Raw genomic sequence first — 18,425 nt, 5'->3', positions numbered from 1 at the left:
TGTCTCCTTGGATCCCACGCTCATGACCAACCGCAAATCCCCACTGTCCCTCGCTGACGCCACCACGCTGCTTGATCTGCTCACCACCGACGCAGACTTCCGCACAGCATTCAAGCAGGACCCGGCAACAGCCCTGCAGCAGATCAGTGTCGAGGCGGGTGCCGCCGCGCAGGGCTGCATGCTGTCCGCCGACCTGGCCTCCAATGAAGATCTGGCCGCTGCACGCGACAATCTGGTGCAGCAGCTGACCGAGCGCGCGGTGTTCAGCCATCCGCATTGCTTCATCGACGGTTCGCAGGCACCGACGCCCTGACCTTGGTGCCGATCGCTCAGGATGCGTCCGGTGAGAGGGCGCATCCCGGGCGTGATGGCCCACGCTGGCTGTCGCCTACATTCAATGCCTGCAACACGGACGAGCCTGCGAATTCGGTATAGGCGCGCCCGCGGTGCCGACGCATCCAGTCCAGCTGCGACTGCTGCTCCTGTATCGCGCCCTGTGCGGCGTAGGCCGCTGCCAGCACGCTGTGGACCTGGAACAGCTCGCTGCCATCAACCATCGCCTGCAGCATCTTGATTGCCTGCGCGCTGTCACCGGACAGATGCAACGCATTGGCCTTGACCACCGCCGCCAACTGGCGCGCACGTGGGTCGACGGCGTCGGCCGCCAATACGTCAAGCTCGGCCACCTGCCGGCCGATCGAGGATTGCAGGCCCAAGCGCTGTGCCGCATACAAGCTGGCCGCAGCGAAATACAGATACTGTCCGCGTTCACCGTTGTCGGGGCGTGCCGCATTCCGCAGCAGCGCGCTGGCCTGCGTTGCGAAGTCGCGTGGCGCTACGCATCGAGCCGCCGCGGCGTGAACAGCCAAATTGACCGTGCCCAGCAGATCACATGCGAAGGGACCGCCATTGCACCGGCCTGCGGACGCGACCGAGGCTGCCAACGCCTCCTCGAATCGCCCCTCATCAATGGCCAGTGAAGTCCCTTCCAGCCACCGTCCCGGCCCGTTCTCCGGCAACCGCGCCAGCACTGCACTGGCCTCTGCATTTCGCCCGGACACGGCCAGCGCCGCAACCAGCTGCCGGTTCGGGCGACCTTCGGCGAGCTGCATGGCACGATGCAGCGTTGCTACCGCCTCATCGACCTTTCCCCGTGCCAACTGGATGCGCCCGAGCAGCTCCAGCGTCACGCTGCGCAACGGGTTCTGCTCCACGTTGGCATGGGCAACGGCCTGCTCCGCCTTTTCGTAGTGGCCCAGCACGAACTCGGCCAGACCATGGTTGACGCTGGCCCCGTGATGATCCGGATACAGATCGGCCAGTACCTTCCAGGCCTCGCCAGCGGCGGATTCAGAACCGGACTCCAGCTCCACCTGCCATGCATCCAGATACAGGCCCTCACGCGTGCTCAGCCGATGACGCAGCGTCCTGACCTTGGTCAGCAAACCGCGCGCGTCCTCCAGCTGGCCCTGGCTGAACATCGATCGCATCTGCCCGACATAGGCCATGGCGAAGTCGGGATCGATGCGCGTTGCGATCTGGAAAAATTTCAATGACGACTCGGTCTGTCCGCGGCCATAGGCAAGCTGTCCGCGTGCGTAGGCATGCAGTGCGTCGAGGTTGGCTGTTGCCACCTGCGGCAACGGTGCCGATGTCTTGCCGATCTGCGCCATCGCTTCGCCCAACCGCGATCGCAATTGCACCACCACTTGGTCACTGGAGGTCAGCGCGGAAGGCAGGCCTTTGCCATCGGAGTAAACCGAGTAGACGGTCTCGCCAGTGGCAGGATTGACGACATCGACGGCCACACGCAGCTGGCCGTGTACCTCACGGATCGAGGGATCCAGTACCGCGCGCGCGCCATCGCGCATTGCGATCTGGACAGCGGCGGTACGATCGATCTCGGTGTTTTCTGGCATCAACATGCGCGCCATGGTGTCGCGCGCCTTCACGTCGCTGATCACGTTTACGTAACGCGACTGCTCAAGCCCGATGCGCAACGCCTGGTTCAGGGCGTCGTCCAGGACCGGGTTATCGGTCAGGTTGCGCGCATCGGCCATCACCACCCAGTCGCGTTCGGCGAAGGCAATCGCCGGCTGTGGCCGGGCCAGCAGCCACAGGCCCAGCCCGACAGAGACAATCAGGGCCGCCTGCGCGGCCATCGCCAGCGGACGCCGCCAGACCGGAACATCAGGGCGTGCCTTGTCGCTGGCACGCGGCCGGGAAAGCATGCCCTTCCCCGCCACCGCCACGCCCAGCACTTCCATCGGTTGCGCCACACCGCGAAAGCGCCAGCGACCGAATGACCTCCACTGCAGGCGACCGCCCAGTTCACCCAGCTCCGTCGCTGCACGGCGCACCACCGATTCAGCAGCCGCCGACATCAGCAGTTGTCCGGGGGGAGCCAACTGCATCAGGCGCGCTGCCATCGGCTTGGCCAGGCCCTCCACCTCCACAGCCTTGGCTCCAAGCGCGATCGATTCCGAGCTGTTGTTCCACAGGATGACCTCACCCACGTGCAACCCGGCCCGCGCCTGCAGTCGGAGATCACGCGCCTGCCCCAGCGGCTGCAGGCCACGCTGGTAATCCAGGGCGAATCCGAGCGCATCAATCGGGCGCTCGAACAGCATGAACAATCCGTCGGAGCGGTCGATCAGCTGGCCGTGCCAGCGCTGCTGCAGCGCCAGCACCAAGCGGTCGTGTTCCTGGAACAGCTCGGCGGCAGCCACATCGCCGATGCGTTCGACCAGCAGCAGCGAATCACACAGATCGGTGAACAGCAGCGCACGCAGTTGCTGGTTGTGCGGCGTCGACGTTCCGTTGTCGCCATTCATCGCCGGTCTCTCCCGATCAAGGTATGTCCGCTGCATCCGCCCAGCGCAGGCAGTTGCCACCATCGCGCTTGGCCTGGTACAGCGCGCGGTCGGCGTTGGCGTACCACTCGCTCCAGCCCGATTCCGTCGGCAGCAGGCTGGCGCCGATGCTGACCAGGCTGACATGCGGAGTGCCATTGCTGCGCTCGAGCAGGCCGTGTACCGCACTGAGAATGAACTCGGCGGCGTGCTGCACGATCTCGTGGTTGCCTCGGCGCAGGATCAGGCAGAACTCGTCGCCACCCAGGCGGCAGGCCAGATCCTGCTCACCGGCCATCGAACGCAGGATGTTGCCCATGCTCTGCAGTACGCGGTCACCGGCCTGGTGGCCGTGGCGGTCGTTGATCTGCTTGAAGCGGTCACAGTCGATCAGCAGCAGCGCCTGCGGCAATCCCTCGGCCTCGGCTCGGCATTCCTGCAGGTACAGGGTCAGGCCACGGCGGTTGTGCAGCCCGGTCAGTTCATCGGTACGCACCAGCTCACGGGTGTGGGTCAGCTGATGGGTGGTGATGTACAGGTTGTCCAGCGCGGTTTCCAGATCGTGGTTGCGCCGGCGCAGCTGGCTGATCAGGGCCTGCTCGTTGGTCAGCACGCGCATGATCGTGCGGCGCAGGAAGTAGGCGACCAGGCCCGGATCGGATTCGACCAGGCGATGGAAATCAGTAGGCCCCAGCTCCAGCACTTCACAGTCGACCAGCGCGCGGGCACTGGCGCTGCGCGGGTGGTCGCCGACCAGCAGGCCGAGCTCTCCGAAGAACTCATGCTGGCCAAGGGTCTTGATCACCAGGTCCTCGCCGAAGTCGAGTTCGATCCGGCCTTCGAGGATCACGTACATCCGCTCGCCGCGATGGCCACGCTGGAACAGCCACTGTCCGGCATGAAGCTTGCATGCGCGGGCGAATCTGGCGAACAATGCAACCTCGGCATCGGACAACAGTGCATGCACGATCTCGGCCATCGCCACCCGGGCGATACCTGACGTCACATCACTGTTCTCGGCCGCACCCCTGCCGGTCATTCCCTGCACCTGCCGCCAGCGTCCCCTGGTGAGCCGCGGAGCATAGCACCGCTTTAAAGTGTGCGCCCTATCTCATTTTGAGTCTTCCGGCGAACCGATCCGATGTGAAGATTCAGCATGGCCCGTTCTGGTCATGAGTGTCCGCACAAAAGCCCTGCTGGATCAATCTGCTGGGCATCTTCACAGGGATTCGGCCAAGTTCTCCGGCCCCAGGGTGCGCCTGATTGACGCTGGCAGGATTGGCGACCGTTTGATCGATACAACAACGCCGGCAGGTCCCCCGACCGGCCGGCGTTGTCTGGCCCTTCCCTGGCCACCCTGATCGGATTTCGAGGCTTCGGTAGAGCCGGCCGCTGGCCGGCTTCCCTGTGGTGCCCGAAGGATCGCGTGGTTGCCGGCCAGCGGCCGGCACTACCGCATCACGCCGCGCGTTCGCTGCGCCCGCCGTGGAACTGCTCTTCCTCGGTCGAACCGGTCAATGCGGTGGTCGACGACTGGCCCTGCTGGATCGCCTGGGTCACCGCATCGAAGTAGCCGGTGCCAACCTCACGCTGATGCTTGACCGCAGTGAAGCCGCGCTCGGCCGCTTCAAACTCGGCTTCCTGCAGTTCCACGAACGCGCTCATCTGTCGACGTGCATAGCCGTGGGCCAGATTGAACATGCCGTAGTTCAGCGCATGGAAGCCGGCCAGGGTGATGAACTGGAACTTGTAGCCGTAGCTGCCCAGCTCCTTCTGGAACTTGGCGATGGTGGCGTCGTCCAGGTTCTTCTTCCAGTTGAAGCTGGGCGAGCAGTTATAGGCCAGCAGCTTGCCGGGGAACTTCGCATGGATCGCCTCGGCGAACTTGCGTGCGAATTCCAGGTCCGGCTTGCCGGTCTCGCACCACACCAGGTCGGCATAGGGCGCATAGGCCAGGCCGCGGCTGATCGCCTGGTCCAGGCCATTGCGGGTCTTGTAGAAGCCTTCCACGGTGCGCTCACCGGTGGCGAACGGCTTGTCGTTGCCATCGATGTCGCTGGTCAGCAGATCCGCGGCTTCGGCATCGGTACGCGCCACCAGCAGGGTCGGCACGCCCAGCACGTCGGCGGCCAGGCGCGCGGCGTTGAGCTTCTCGATCGCCTCGCGGGTCGGCACCAGCACCTTGCCGCCCATGTGGCCGCACTTCTTCACCGACGCCAGCTGGTCTTCGAAGTGCACGCCAGCGGCACCGGCCTCGATCATTGCCTTCATCAGCTCGAACGCGTTGAGCACGCCGCCGAAGCCGGCTTCGGCATCGGCCACGATCGGCTGCAGGAAATCGATGTCGTCCTTGCCTTCGGCGTGGTGCAGCTGGTCGGCGCGCAGCAGGGTGTTGTTGATGCGCTTGACCACCGCCGGCACCGAATCGGCCGGGTACAGCGACTGGTCCGGGTACATCTGCCCGGCCAGGTTGGCGTCGGCCGCCACCTGCCAGCCGGACAGGTAGATCGCCTTCAGCCCGGCCTTGACCTGCTGCATGGCCTGGTTGCCGGTCAGTGCACCCAGCGCGTTGACGAACTCGCGCTCGTGCAGCGATGCCCACAGCTTCTCTGCACCCAGGCGGGCCAGCGAGTGCTCGATGTGGACGGTGCCGCGCAGGCGCACCACGTCGGCAGCGCTGTAGTTGCGCTGGATGCCTTCCCAACGCGGGTTGGTGTCCCAGTCGTGCTGGATCTGTTCGGCAGTGGGCAGCTTGCTCATGTCTTTCTCCAGTTCGGTTCGTGCGTGCAGCGGGGAGGGAAACGGCAGAATTGCGGGCGGTCGGTCAGTCGATGCGCGCGTAGGCCGGCAGGGTCAGGAAATCGGTCAGTTCGTCGCTGCGGCTCAGTTCGCCGAGCAGCGCGATGGCCTCGCCGATGTGTGTGCCACCGGGCAGCGCGGCGGTATCGCCCAGCCGTGCCGGCAGCTGCGACAGGGTGGAATCCAGCAGCGCCAGATCGATCGCAGTGCCATCGTCCAGCTGCTGGCCCGGCGTATGCAGCCACTGCCACAGCTGGCTGCGGCTGATCTCGGCGGTGGCCGCGTCCTCCATCAGGTGATGGATCGGCACGCAGCCGTTGCCATCCAGCCACGCCGCCAGGTAGCGCACACAGACTTCCACGTTGCCCTCAAAGCCGGCACGGGTGATGGTGCCCGGCGGCCGCGCGATCAGTTCGTCGCGGCCGACGCGCACATCCTGGCGCAGCACGCTGTGCTGGTTTGCACCGGGCATGTGTTCGTCGAAGATCGCCATCGCCACCGGAATCAGCGCCGGGTGCGCCACCCAGGTACCGTCGTGGCCGGCAGTGACCTCGCGCAGCTTGTCAGCACGCACGCGGGCCATCGCCTGCTCGTTGGCAGCGGCATCGTTGTTGATGGGAATCTGCGCAGCCATGCCGCCCATCGCATGCGCACCGCGGCGATGGCAGGTCTGGATCAACAGCTCCGAATACGCCTTCAGGAACGGCTGGGTCATGGTCACCTGGCCGCGTTCGGGCAGCACGCGGTCGGCATGGCGGCGGAAGGTCTTCAGGTACGAAAAAATGTAGTCCCAGCGCCCGCAGTTCAGGCCGACGATGCGGTCACGCAGCGCGTGCAGGATCTCGTCCATCTCGAACACCGCCGGCAGCGTTTCGATCAGCACGGTCACCTTGATCTGGCCGTGCGGCAGGCCGAGCATGCCTTCGATGTGCGACAGCGCGGTCTCCCACAGCGCCGCCTCTTCCATGCTCTGCAGCTTGGGCAGGTAGAAGTACGGGCCGCGATCCTTGGCCTGCAGGGTGCGGGCGTTGTGGAAGGCGAACACCGCCGCGTCGAACAGGCCACCAGCGATGAACTGGCCATCGATGCGCACGTGCTTCTCGTCCAGGTGCCAGCCGCGCGGGCGTACGATCAGCACCGCCTGTTCGTCGAACGGGCGCAAGGTGTAGTGCTTGCCGGCCTTCCCGTTGGATGCCGGTGCGGTGTACTCGAGATCGCCACGCACCGCGGCGGCCAGCGACTGCTGCCCGGCCAGCAGGTTGCGCCAGGTCGGCGAGGTCGAATCCTCGAAGTCGGCCATGAACACCTTGGCGCCGGAGTTCAGCGCGTTGATGACCATCTTCGGGTCGGTCGGGCCGGTGATCTCGACGCGGCGGTCCTGCAGCGCGGCCGGCAGCGGGGCAACACGCCAGTCGCCGCTGCGGATCGCGGTGGTGTCTTCGCGGAAGTCCGGCAGGCCGCCCTGGTCGAAGAACGCCTGGCGCACGCGGCGCGCCTGCAGCCGTGCCTGCCGGCCCGGTTCCACCGCGCGGTGCAGCGACACCAGCAGGGCCAGCAGCGGCGCCGGCAGCAGGGTGTCCTGGCCGGCCACGCGGGTCGCCAGGGCGATACCGGGAGTGGCCTTGGCGGCGGGGGTGGGAACAGCGGAAGCGACGGCGGACATGAGGCGACTCCAGCGGTGGGGGAACGTCTCCACGGTGCCGTCGGGGCCGAGTATTTGGCAAAACAGTTTTTGCAATGTTCTACATAAATTGTGCTAATACTTATGACACGATGACCACACGCCCCCCGCCAAGTCCCCGTTTTTCCTACAAATCCGACCGGCTGAAGCCGCTGCGTGCGTTCTGCCAGACCGTGCGCCTGGGCTCTGTCTCACGGGCCGCTGAGGCACTTTTCGTCAGCCAGCCTGCGATCAGCCTGCAGCTTCAGGCGCTGGAACGGGAGCTGGGGGTGCCGTTGTTCGAGCGCAGCGGGCGGCGCCTGGTGCCCAGCCGCGAGGGCCAGCTGCTGTACGAAATGGCGCAGCCACTGGTAGAGAGCCTGGACGGGCTGGAGGCGCGCTTCCGCGACAAGGTGCGCGGCCTGGACGCGGGCGAGCTGAACATCGCCGCCAACAGCTCGACCATCCTGTACCTGCTGCCGAAGATCGTCGAACGCTTCCGCCTGCACCATCCGGATGTGCGGCTGACCCTGCACAACGCAATCAGCGCCGACGGCACCGACCTGCTGCGCGAGGACGCCGCTGACCTGGCGATCGGTTCGATGACTGATGTGCCTGCCGACCTCAGCTATGCCCCCGCCTACCGCTTCGAGCAGGTACTGATCGCCCCGCACGACCATCCGCTGGCCAGTGGCGGCGAGCTGGAGCTGGCCGACATCGCACGCTATCCGCTGGTGCTGCCGCCGAAGCGGCAGATCACCTACCGGCTGGTCGACCAGGTGTTCCAGCGCCACCGCATCGCCTACACCGTGGCGCTGGAGGTGGGCGGCTGGGAGGTGATCAAGCAGTACGTGGCGATGGGCATGGGCATTTCCATCGTGCCGGCGCTGTGCCTGAACGAGGCTGACCGCGAGCGGTTGGCGGCGCGGTCGATGAAGCGCTGGTTCCCCGAGCGCAGCTACGGGGTGATCGTGCGGCGTGGCAAGGCGTTGTCGGCGCAGGCGCGGGCGTTCATCGAGCTGATCCAGCCGGAGTTGTTCAGTCCGCGCGATTACGACCAGAGCGGGCATTCGGAACGATGAGGGGTGTTCGGCAGGGCTGCGCCCTGCACCTGCCGAATCAACGGCAACGGCAACGTCAAAAGCGGGCATTCCGTAGATGGCGGGGCGGTGTGGGTGGGCAGGACACGCTGTAAACCCGTCCATGGGAGCTCGATGGCGCCATCCATGGCGCCAACGGTCCTGCCCACCCACACCGCCCCGCCTCTGACAGATCCCCGCAATCTGTCGGGGTCGGATCCCGTTGCTGCGCAACGGGCTCTGACCCCATTTCTGGCTGGCGATGAATAAACTGGCCCCATGTCCATCGAACTCCGCCATCTGCGTTACTTCCTTGCCGTCGCCGATACGCTGCACTTCGGCCAGGCGGCGGAGCGGTTGGGCATGTCGCAGCCGCCGCTCAGCCAGCAGATCCGCCAGCTGGAAGATCTGATCGGTGCGCGCCTGTTCGTGCGCAGCCATCGTCGTGTGCAGCTGACGCCTGCCGGTGAACTACTGCAGGAACGTGCACGCGCCATCGTGCAGCAGGTCGAGGCTGCGGTGGACGAGGTGCAGCGTGCTCAGCGCGGCGAGCAGGGTGAGCTGCGTATCGGGCTGACCCGCGCCACGCCGCTGTCACCGCAGATTCCGCGTTCAATCCTGCAGTACCGCCAGCGTTATCCGCAGGTGCGGCTGCAGCTGAGCGAGATGAACACGCTGCAGCAGATCGATGCGCTGCTCGATGGCAGCCTGGACGTGGGCATCATCCGCAAGCGTGCGTTGCCGCCGGAACTGGTGGCGCACAGCCTGTTCGTCGATCCGCTGGCGTTGATCGTGCATGCCGATCACCCTGCTCTGCGCAGGCTGTCGAAACAGGGCACGCTGTCGCTGCGCGACTTCGCCCAGGAGCCGTTCGTGGCATTCCGCCGCAGTGCCGGTGCGGGCATCCACGACCACATGATCGCGTTGTGCGCGGCGGCGGGCTTCACCCCGCGCATCGTGCAGGAGGCCGGTGAGGCGTCGACGCTGATCAGTCTGGCCGCCGCAGGCCTGGGCGCAGCGATCCTGCCGTCGTCGTGCGACCACATCCGCGTGGAAGGCGCGCGCTTCGTGGCACTGGCCGATGCCGGTGCGCATTCGGAAGTGCAGCTGGCATGGCAACGCGAAGGGGTGACACCGCTGATCCGCAACTTCGCCGGGCTGCTGCGTGAGGCGTTCGCGGAGGGGTGAGGGTGCAACCCACCCGGTAGTGGCCAACCTTGGTTGGCCCACGGCCACAGCGCCGACCAAGGTCGGCATCTACCAGAGCAGGATCACGCCGTCAGCGGCTGCTGGGCGCGCTGCTGCAGCGCCCACACAATGCCTCCGCCGATCAGGGTCAACACGGCAGCGAACACGCACACGCCCAGCCAGTCCCACGCTGCATAGGCCAGGCCGCCGACAGCACCGAGCACGCTGGAACCCAGATAGTAGGCAAACAGATACAGCGCCGAGGCTTCCGCGCGCATTGCACCTGCGCGGCTGCCGACCCAGCTGCTGGCCACCGAGTGGCCGCCGAAGAAGCCGAAGGTCACCAGTGCGATACCGAGTGCCATCGTGCTCAGCCACGGCATCGCCAGCAGCACGATGCCGGCGCCGATCAACGCGAACGAGATCGACAGGATGCGGCCGCGACCGTAGCGCGTGGCCTGCTGGCCCATCCACGCCGAACTGAAGGTACCCACGAGATACACGCTGAAGATCAGCCCGACCACGGTCTGGCTGAGGTGGTACGGCGGCGCCAGCAGGTGGTAGCCCAGGTAGTTGTAGAGGGTGACGAACACGCCCATCAGCACGAACGAGGTGGCGAACAGCCACGGCAGGCCCGGGTCGGCGAACAGCGTGCGCCAGCGTGATGGCAATTGGTGCAGGCCGCCGCGACGTGCATGGAAATGCCGCGACGGTGGCAGCTGCAGCCAGAGCAGGACGGTACTGGCGATGGCGATGATCGAGACGACGCCGATGCCCCAGCGCCAGCCCCAGTGGTCGGCGATGATGCCGGCCAGCAGGCGCCCGCTCATGCCACCAATGGCATTGCCGCCGATGTACAGGCCCATCGCCAGGCCCAGCGCGCGGCTGTCCATTTCCTCGACCAGGTAGGTCATCGCCACTGCCGGCACGCCGCTCAACGCCAGGCCGAGCAGGGTGCGCAGTACCAGCAGCGTGGTCCAGTCATCCACCAGTGCCGTGCACAGCGACAGCGTGGCCGAGGCCAGCAGCGCGACGATCATCATCGGGCGGCGGCCGACCGCATCGGAGAGCAGGCCGGCCAGCAGCATCGCCACTGCCAGCGTGCCGGTGGTCAACGACAGCGACATCGCGCTGCCGGCGGCGGACACGCCGAAATGACGGCTGAACTCCGGCAGCAGCGGCTGCACCGTGTAGAGCAGGCCGAAGGTGGAGAAACCGGCCAGGAACAACGCGAGCGCGGTGCGGCGGAAGGCCGGTGTGCCCTGCTGGATGCGGGTCTCGGCGATGGAATCGACGGTGGAGGGGCGGCCTTCGACGGCCACCACGGTTTCGCCAGTCATGGGATCGATGGGCCGGTGGGGCGGCCGGGCGTGGGAGGGAACGGGCCTCAGACTAGGCCCGTCCATCCAGTCGATCCATAACCTGATAGGTCAGGATTGATACACCAAAAGTATCAATTCAGCTTACAGGCGCTGCCATTCGAAGCCATCGCCACGGCGGTAGTACACCGCCACCGCACGGCCATAGACCTTGTCGGCGTCGACGAAACCGAAGAAGCGGCCGTCGAAGCTGTTGCCACGGTGGTCACCCAGCACCAGTACCTTGCCGTCCGGCACCACCAGGTCAGCGATGTCCGGGCCGCCGCCCATGTCCAGGTCGAGGCTGGCATGGCGGTCGCCGAAGGCTTCCACGTCCTGCAGGTCGGCGATCTGCAGCGGCTGGCCGTTGATGCTCAGATGGCCTTCGCGCAGCTGCACATGATCACCGGCCACTGCAGCCACGCGCTTGATCAGGCGGGTGCCGTCGGCCGGCGAGTCGAATACCGCCACTTCGCCGCGCTGCGGGGTGCCGGTCGCCATCAGTTCCTTGCCGGTAAACGGCAGGCGCAGGCCATAGGCGCGCATGTCCACCACCACCCGGTCGCCGGGCTGCAGGGTCGGCTGCATCGAGCCGCTGGGCACCACGTAGTGGTTGGCGAGGGTATCGCGGGCGGCGGCGAGCAGGCCAAGCATCACCAGCAACGGCAGCGCCTCCTTCTTCAGCCAGACCAGCGCGCGTTCGGAAAACGGGGGGCGGGCAACAGCATCCATGACAGGCTCCGAGCAAGTGGTAGCGCTATCAGACCACATCCGGGCGCAGGAGGTTCCCGGTAGCGCCGGGCCACGCCCGGCGAGCGCGCAGCGTGGCCGTTCCAACACGCCACCGGGCATGGCCCGGCGCTACCGATGCACGGGTTACGCAGGTTTTACGCTGCGCCCCGGCAGCGGGCATCGCACCTTTACGGCCACCACGCGCATCGTGTGCCCACCGCGCCACAGGGCGCATTCCGCAAGGTGTTGTATGACCCTCCTGGTGATCCGCCACGCATCTTCGTCGGCGCCGCGTCCGCAGCTGCCGGCGCAACTGAGCGGCCATCGCGTGCTGTGCAGCGACTGCGCCAGCCTGTCCGAAGTGCGCCAGTGCCTGTGCCAGCCGCAGGCGCGCTCGGCCGACTGGGTACTGCTGGATGTCGGCGCCGCCGACGAGGCGCAATGGCAGGCCGAAGGTGGCGCGCTGCAGGCGGCGCTGGAACGGCTGCCGGCGCAGTACATCGAGCTGCAGGCCCCCACCGAACCCGGCCTGGAGGCGCGCCTGCGCCTGCAGCACGGCCCCGCCGCCGTGGTGGTCGACCAGCGCAGCCAGCAGGCCGGTTACCCGTTGTCGCTGGCCATTGTCAGCCGCCGCCTGGCACAGGAGGGCTGAGCCATGTCGATCTTCATCATCCGTGGCCCGGAAGCGGCCGGTGCGCTGATCCGCACGGCAATGCCGTTGCCGGCACCGGTACTCAAGTCACTGGTGCATCGCGCGATCGACGCCGGTACCAGCGTCGCGATCCGTGCCTGCGGTTCGGAACAGGAGCTGCTGGACGCGCTGCGCGTGGCCGACCACAGTCGCGGCGAAGTGACGCTGCTGGATCCGGGTGCGTGTGCCAACAGCCTGCGCCTGCAGCGGCTGCTGCCGTACCTGCACAACGCCTACGTGGAAGTGCATGACGACGGCGCGGTGGCCGAGCCGTGCCTGCCGGCGGGTGTCGGCCAGCGCCTGGGCATCGCCGCCGGGTATGGCGCGCAGAGCTATGTGCTGGCGCTGGATATCGCGCTGGACCACCTGGGGCTGGCCGAGCAGGCGAACCGGGTGCATGTGGGGACGTAACGCTGTTTTTTGTGGAGCCGAGCCCATGCTCGGCTGCCTTTCCAGGAAACATCAGCCGAGCGTGGGCTCGGCTCTATAGAAGAACGTCGAGCATGGCTCGACGCTACAGAAAGAAAAACGGCGGGGTTTGCCCCGCCGTTTTCGTTTTGTTATTTCAGCCCGCGGAACTTCAGCAGTGGCTCCACCGACGGGTCCTTGCCGCGGAAATCGCGGTACAGGGTCGACAGTTCCACGCTGTTGCCGCGCGAGAGGATCTTGTCGCGGAACTCCTGGCCGTTGGCCGCGGTCAGGCCACCGTGTTCGGTGAACCACTGGTAGGCGTCATGGTCCAGCACCTCGGCCCAGAAGTAGGCGTAGTAACCGGCCGAGTAGCCGCCACCCCAGATGTGGTCGAAGTAGGTGGTGCGGTAACGCGGCGGCACCTGCGGCAGGTCGACCTTGAACTTCTTCAGCGCGCTGGCCTCAAAAGCGCCAACATCCTGCAGCGGGGCGTCAGCCTTCTGCGTGTGCCAAGCCAGGTCGAGCAGTGCGGCCGACAGGTACTCGGTGGTCGCGTAGCCCTGGTTGAAGCTGCGTGCCTTGAGGATCTTGTCGACCAGTTCCTGCGGCATCGCCTCGCCGGTCTTGTAGTGCTTGGCGTAGTTGGCGAACACCTTCGGATCCAGCGCCCAGTGCTCGTTGAACTGCGAGGGGAACTCGACGAAATCGCGTGAGGTGGCGGTACCGGCGATCGACGGGTACTTCACGTTCGAGAACATGCCGTGCAGCGCATGGCCGAACTCATGGAACATCGTGGTGACGTCGTCGAAGCTGATCAGCGCAGGCTGGCCGTCGGCCGGCTTGGTGAAGTTGCAGACGTTGTAGACCACCGGCTTGGCACCGGTCAGACCGTCCTGTTCGACGAACACATCCATCCACGCGCCGCCGGACTTGGTGTCACGCTTGAAGTAGTCGGTGTAGAACAGGGCCAGCGAGGTGCCATCCTTGTCGAACACTTCGTACACCTTCATGTCCGGGTTGTAGGTCGGAATGTCGGTACGCGGCTTGAAGGTGATGCCGTACAGCTGGGTAGCGGCGTAGAAGACGCCGTTCTGCAGCACGTTGTCCAGTTCGAAGTACGGCTTGATCTGCGACTCGTCCAGATCGTACTTGGCCTTGCGCACCTGCTCGGCGTAGAAGTCCCAGTCCGAAGCGGCGACCTGGAAACCACCCTTCTGCGCGTCGATCACCTTCTGGATCTCGCCGGCTTCGGCACGCGCCTTGACAGTGGCGGCCGGCACGGTGTCGGTCAGCAGCTTGAGCGCAGCGGCCGGGGTCTTGGCCATCTGGTCGCCCAGCTGGTAGTCGGCGAAGGTGTCGAAGCCGAGCAGCTTGGCCTTCTGCGCACGCAGCTGGGCCAGGCGCTGCACGGTCTGCCGGGTGTCGTTGGCATCGCCACGCTCGGCGCGGGTTTCCGAAGCCTTCAGCACAGCGGCGCGCTGGTCACGGTCGGTCAGCGAACCGAGCACCGGCTGCTGGGTGGTGTTCTGCAGCGGCAGCAGGAACTTGCCATCCAGCTTGCGATCCTTGGCGGCAGACGCAGCGTTGTTGATCGCATTGTCGTCCAGGCCGGCCAGCTTGGCCTTATCGTCGACGACCACGGCGGCAGCGGCGGTAGCGGCCACCAGGCGGGTGTGGAACTGGGTGGAGAGGGTGGTCTCTTCCACGTTGAGCTTGCGCAGGCTCGCCTTGTCGGCGTCGGACAGCTGCGCGCCGGCGCGCACCAGGCCGTCGTAGTAATGCTCGACCAGGCGCTTCTGCACCGGGTCCAGCTCCAGCGTGTCACGCTGGTCGTACAGCGACTTCACGCGCGCGAACAGCTTCGGGTCGAGGTTGATCTCGTCCTGGTGCGCGGCCAGCTTCGGTGCGATGTCTTCCTGGATCTTCTGGCGCGCTTCGGTGCCGTCGGCCTGGACCAGGCCGAAGAAGATGCGCGACACGCGGTTCAGGGTCTCGCCGCTGCGCTCCATCGCCACCAGCGTGTTGTCGAAGGTGGCCGGCTCAGGGTTGTCAGCGATCTTGCGGACATCGGCCAGGTGCTGGCGCATGCCTTCTTCGAAGGCCGGCAGGTAGTCGCTGTCCTTGATCTTGTCGAACTGCGGCGCCTGGAACGGCAGCGTGCTGGCGCTCAGCAGCGGGTTGGTGGAGGCTTCGGCCGGCTGCTGGGCAGGGGCTTTCTGGGCATCGGACACGGGGGTGGACTCCTTGCCGGAACAGGCCGCCAGCGCCAGGCTGATGGCGGCGGCCAGGACTACGGTACGCGACATGTAAAACGCTCCTTGGGCAGACGGTATGGGACACCAGCCGTCCACCCTACTCCTGTCGCGCACGCCCGGCATGTGCCGGACGTGGCGTCTAGGCAGCGGCGCGCGGCCGGCTCAGACCGTGCCGCGGGTCTTGCCGATCCAGGGCCGGTAGAACTCGCGGATCGCCGCCATGTCGGCCGCGTCGTCACCGCTGGGATGGAACACCGGGCCGATGCCGATGATCTTTTCCGGATAATGGAAATACGCGGCCAGAACCGGCACGTCAGCCATCCGCGCGATCTTCAGGAAACCGGCCTTCCAGTCCTTCACCGCCTTGCGCGTGCCTTCCGGGGTGATGGCGAACCACATCTTCTCGTTGTTGCGCAGCAGGTCCACGGCCTGACCCACCGTGCCCTGCGGCGAACTGCGGTCCAGCGGGATCACGCCCAGCTTGTGCAGCAGGGGGCCCAGTGGCCACCAGAACAGCGAGGCCTTGCCCAGCACCTTCACTTTCATGCCCAGCGCGATCTTGGCCGCCATGCCCCACAGGCCGTCCCAGTTGGACGAATGCGGGGCGATGATGAAGACCAGCTTCGGGATGTCCGGCAGGGTGCCGGTCACTTTCCAGCCGCCCATGCGCAGCGTGCAGCGCGCCAGCCAGCGCAGGAAGCGGTTGGGTTTGACCTGCGGCATGTTCGGCGGAATGGCCGGCAGCAACGGCGTCGGGTTGTTCAAGCAATCACTCCCAGTCACGTGATGAGCGCCCGCGCTTGACCTGCGCGCGCCCGCGTTTGGCGTCCAGACGACGCAGTTTCGACCCGAGGGTCGGCTTGGTGGCCTTGCGTGGCTTGGGCACGTGCAGCCCGGCCTGGATGAAGGCCGCCAGCCGATCGCGCGCATCCTCGCGATTGCGATCCTGGGTACGGAATCGTTGCGCGTCGATGACCAGCACGCCTTCGCCGGTCATGCGCCGGTCGCGCCGCGCCAGCAGGCGTTCGCGCAACGGTTCGGGCAACGAGGGCGAGCCGGCCACATCGAAACGCAGTTCCACCGCGGTGGAGACCTTGTTGACGTTCTGGCCACCGGCACCACTGGCACGCACGAACCGCTCGACGATCTCGCCGTCGGGGATTTCAAGCTGCGCGCTGATGGTGACCGGTCCACTGCCCATCCGCGCATTGTAGCGGCAGCCACGCGATGGAGTACGTCATTGCGCACCGTATGCCGCCGATCAGGTACCGAACACGCCGCCTTCGCCTTGGCTGCCGGTATGCTGGCCGTCCCATGTACTGCAGGAAGCCCCGCATGACCCGCACCGCACCCGCCCTGCCGTCCCTGCTGCGCCGCCTGGCGCTGCTGCTGGCACTGGCCGTGGCCAGCACCCCCGCGCTGGCCGCCCCGCCGACCGATGGCGACATCAACCGCCTGCTGTCAGCCTCGCGCGCGCAGAGCATGATCGACACCATGCTGCCGCAGATCGAGGCGATGCAGCAGCAGCAGTTCCAGCAGGTGGCCGCGCAGCGCCAGCTCAACGCCCAGCAGCAGGAGCAGCTGAAGCGGATCCAGGCGCGGACCAGCCAGACCCTGCGCCAGGCCCTGTCGTGGCAGCAGCTGCGCCCGATGTACGTGGACCTGTACAAGAAGACGTTCAGCAAGGAAGACGTGCTGGCGATGGCCGAGTTCTACGAGAGCGCCGCCGGCCAGAGCCTGCTGGACAAGACCCCGGCGCTGATGCAGAACGTGATGGTGGCGATCCAGGCCCGCATGCAGCCGCTGTTCGCGGACCTGCAGAAGGACCTGGAAGCGATCGTCAACGAGCCGGAAAAGAAATGAGGCGGTAGCGCCGGGCCATGCCCGGCGAGCGCAAAGCGCGGTCGTTGCATCGCAGAAGCCGCCGGACATGGTCCGGCGCCACCTTCAGTCCACCTGCCAACCGAACAGGTCCAGCGCCTTCTGGAACCCACCGTCCAGCGGCGCACGCACGTCCACCGTGCCACCGTCCGGGTGCGGGAAGCGCAGGCGCTCGGCGTGCAGCAGCATGCGGTGTACGCCCTGCATGCGGAAGATGCGGTTGTGCCGGCCATCACCGTGGCTGGTGTCGCCGATCATATGGTGCGACAGGTGCTTGAGGTGCCGGCGGATCTGCCGGAAACGCCCAGTCTGCGGCTGGCAGCGCAGCAACGCATAGCGCGAACTGGTGAACTCACCAATCGGCACTGACAGCTCGCCGGTGGCCAGGCGCTGGAAGTCGGTCACTGCCGGCTTCTTCACCGGCTTGCCCGGGCCACCGTCCAGGTCGTGGTCGACCCGCCAGGACAACTCGGCCGGCCAGCCACGGCAGACCGTCAGGTAGTCCTTCAGCACTTCGCCGCCCATCAGCGCCTTGCCCAGCAGGCTGGCGGTGTCACGGTCGAAAGCCAGCAGCAGGCAGCCACTGGTGGCCCGGTCCAGGCGATGCACGAGGAAGATCGGGCGACCCAGCTGCTCGCGAAGGCGGTCGGCCAGGAAATCGTCTTCGCCGCGGGCCAGCTTGCTGTCGTGGACCATCAGCCCGGCAGGCTTGTTGACCACGGCCAGGCGCTCGTCCAGGTGCAGCAGCTGCAGGGGCGCGGTGTCGGTCTCGACCGCGGCGAGGGTATCGGGTTCGGTGCTCACTGCGGGATTATCGGGGCTGGGCATTGAATGGGGTAGAGCCGGCCGCTGGGCGGCGGCCTCCGGGCAGTCGGATTGCTGCGGTTGCCGGCCAGCGGCCGGCACTACCGGATCAGGCGCGGCCAACGCGGCAGTCAGGCGTTGCGCACGGCCAGCAACTCGCCATTGCCCACCGGCACCAGGCTGGTGCTGAAGTCTTCGTCAGCGTCCAGCAGCGCACGCAGCGGCTCCATCTGTCCTGCATGCGAAGTGGCGTTGTCCACCACCAGCAGGCCACCGGGACGCAGCACGCGGCGCAGCTGCGGCCACCAGCCGGCGTACTGCCCGCGGTCCGAATCGAGGAACAGCAGGTCGATGCAGGCATCGGCAGCCTGCGCCAGCCAGAGCCCGGCATCGCCATGGACCAGCGTGATGCGATCGGCCAGGCCACTGCGCGCGAAGGTGTCACGCGCCATCGCCACCTTGTCCTCGGCGTACTCCAGCGTGGTCACGTGGCCGTCGATGGCGGCTGCCGCTTCGGCCAGCCACAGCGTGGAATAGCCATTGGAGGTGCCGATTTCCAGTACCCGGCGCGCAGTGCCGAAACGTACCAGCACCGACAGGAATTCGCCGGTGTCGGGCGTGATGTTGAGCATGCGCCGGCCGCGCTCGCTTTCGCGTGCGTCGTTGTCCGCGCCGAAGCGGACCAGTTCGTCCTTGAGTGCCTGCAGCATGGGGC

General features: G+C 66.5%; 17 protein-coding genes. 6 read left to right on the top strand and 11 right to left on the bottom strand.

Annotated elements, in window-relative coordinates; all coding sequences use genetic code 11:
* Positions 1–22 precede the first annotated feature (22 nt).
* Complete coding sequence (locus AC0Z6F_RS11425) at positions 23–313, top strand: NHLP-related RiPP peptide (RefSeq protein ID WP_012509741.1); 291 nt, start codon at positions 23–25, stop codon at positions 311–313.
* Positions 314–329: 16 nt separating this feature from the next.
* On the opposite strand, the gene AC0Z6F_RS11420 is transcribed toward AC0Z6F_RS11425, so the two are convergent.
* The 4 genes from AC0Z6F_RS11420 to aceB form a co-directional block, all read right to left on the bottom strand.
* Positions 330–2,834: a putative peptide modification system cyclase gene (locus tag AC0Z6F_RS11420; RefSeq protein WP_012509740.1), complete on the bottom strand. Its 2,505-nt coding sequence runs from the start codon at positions 2,832–2,834 to the stop codon at positions 330–332.
* Between the two features lie 16 nt (positions 2,835–2,850).
* Positions 2,851–3,891 (bottom strand): GGDEF domain-containing protein, encoded by a 1,041-nt coding sequence (locus tag AC0Z6F_RS11415; protein WP_012509739.1) that lies wholly within the window; start codon positions 3,889–3,891, stop codon positions 2,851–2,853.
* Between the two features lie 419 nt (positions 3,892–4,310).
* A complete protein-coding gene (aceA, locus tag AC0Z6F_RS11410) occupies positions 4,311–5,612 on the bottom strand; it encodes an isocitrate lyase (protein ID WP_004135729.1) in 1,302 nt (433 codons plus the stop codon).
* 64 nt (positions 5,613–5,676) lie between these two features.
* Positions 5,677–7,314: a malate synthase A gene (gene aceB, locus AC0Z6F_RS11405; protein ID WP_485617228.1), complete on the bottom strand. Its 1,638-nt coding sequence runs from the start codon at positions 7,312–7,314 to the stop codon at positions 5,677–5,679.
* A 110-nt stretch (positions 7,315–7,424) separates the two neighbouring features.
* On the opposite strand from aceB, the gene AC0Z6F_RS11400 reads away from it, so the two are divergent.
* A complete protein-coding gene (locus tag AC0Z6F_RS11400) occupies positions 7,425–8,393 on the top strand; it encodes a LysR family transcriptional regulator (protein ID WP_100470131.1) in 969 nt (322 codons plus the stop codon).
* 276 nt (positions 8,394–8,669) lie between these two features.
* Entirely contained in the window at positions 8,670–9,578 is a 909-nt protein-coding gene (locus AC0Z6F_RS11395) for a LysR family transcriptional regulator (RefSeq protein WP_485617227.1), read from the top strand.
* A gap of 83 nt (positions 9,579–9,661) precedes the next feature.
* Here the strand turns inward: AC0Z6F_RS11395 and AC0Z6F_RS11390 are convergent, their stop codons facing one another.
* Together AC0Z6F_RS11390 and lepB are read right to left on the bottom strand one after the other, a co-directional pair.
* Positions 9,662–10,918 carry an MFS transporter gene (locus tag AC0Z6F_RS11390; RefSeq protein ID WP_485617226.1) on the bottom strand — a complete coding sequence of 419 codons (1,257 nt, stop codon included), beginning with the start codon at positions 10,916–10,918 and terminating at the stop codon, positions 9,662–9,664.
* A 123-nt stretch (positions 10,919–11,041) separates the two neighbouring features.
* On the bottom strand, positions 11,042–11,668 hold the full coding sequence (lepB, locus tag AC0Z6F_RS11385; RefSeq protein WP_004135671.1) for a signal peptidase I: 627 nt from the start codon (positions 11,666–11,668) through the stop codon (positions 11,042–11,044).
* A gap of 250 nt (positions 11,669–11,918) precedes the next feature.
* Here lepB and AC0Z6F_RS11380 point away from each other — a divergent pair, with 250 nt between their 5' ends.
* Together AC0Z6F_RS11380 and AC0Z6F_RS11375 are read left to right on the top strand one after the other, a co-directional pair.
* The gene (locus AC0Z6F_RS11380) at positions 11,919–12,320 is read left to right on the top strand and encodes a hypothetical protein (protein ID WP_012509733.1); all 402 of its coding nucleotides are present in this window, start codon (positions 11,919–11,921) and stop codon (positions 12,318–12,320) included.
* A gap of 3 nt (positions 12,321–12,323) precedes the next feature.
* The gene (locus tag AC0Z6F_RS11375; RefSeq protein WP_004153636.1) at positions 12,324–12,770 is read left to right on the top strand and encodes a 3-dehydroquinate dehydratase; all 447 of its coding nucleotides are present in this window, start codon (positions 12,324–12,326) and stop codon (positions 12,768–12,770) included.
* 149 nt (positions 12,771–12,919) lie between these two features.
* On the opposite strand, the gene dcp is transcribed toward AC0Z6F_RS11375, so the two are convergent.
* From dcp to arfB, 3 genes are all read right to left on the bottom strand, one after another.
* Positions 12,920–15,076 carry a peptidyl-dipeptidase Dcp gene (gene dcp, locus AC0Z6F_RS11370; RefSeq protein WP_012509732.1) on the bottom strand — a complete coding sequence of 719 codons (2,157 nt, stop codon included), beginning with the start codon at positions 15,074–15,076 and terminating at the stop codon, positions 12,920–12,922.
* Positions 15,077–15,187: 111 nt separating this feature from the next.
* Positions 15,188–15,790 (bottom strand): lysophospholipid acyltransferase family protein, encoded by a 603-nt coding sequence (locus tag AC0Z6F_RS11365; RefSeq protein WP_012509731.1) that lies wholly within the window; start codon positions 15,788–15,790, stop codon positions 15,188–15,190.
* 4 nt (positions 15,791–15,794) lie between these two features.
* A complete protein-coding gene (arfB, locus tag AC0Z6F_RS11360) occupies positions 15,795–16,226 on the bottom strand; it encodes an alternative ribosome rescue aminoacyl-tRNA hydrolase ArfB (RefSeq protein WP_004135621.1) in 432 nt (143 codons plus the stop codon).
* Positions 16,227–16,360: 134 nt separating this feature from the next.
* On the opposite strand from arfB, the gene AC0Z6F_RS11355 reads away from it, so the two are divergent.
* Entirely contained in the window at positions 16,361–16,888 is a 528-nt protein-coding gene (locus AC0Z6F_RS11355; RefSeq protein WP_004135613.1) for a DUF2059 domain-containing protein, read from the top strand.
* A gap of 84 nt (positions 16,889–16,972) precedes the next feature.
* Here AC0Z6F_RS11355 and AC0Z6F_RS11350 read toward each other — a convergent pair whose 3' ends face one another.
* The gene (locus tag AC0Z6F_RS11350) at positions 16,973–17,734 is read right to left on the bottom strand and encodes a pseudouridine synthase (RefSeq protein ID WP_012509730.1); all 762 of its coding nucleotides are present in this window, start codon (positions 17,732–17,734) and stop codon (positions 16,973–16,975) included.
* Positions 17,735–17,841: 107 nt separating this feature from the next.
* Positions 17,842–18,420: an O-methyltransferase gene (locus tag AC0Z6F_RS11345; protein ID WP_012509729.1), complete on the bottom strand. Its 579-nt coding sequence runs from the start codon at positions 18,418–18,420 to the stop codon at positions 17,842–17,844.
* Positions 18,421–18,425 lie beyond the last annotated feature (5 nt).

It is taken from the genome of Stenotrophomonas sp. 1L-E-5-B-C3, from assembly GCF_057292075.1.
Note: the sequence above shows the minus strand (reverse complement) of the source record. Positions and strands in the feature narration are given on the sequence as shown.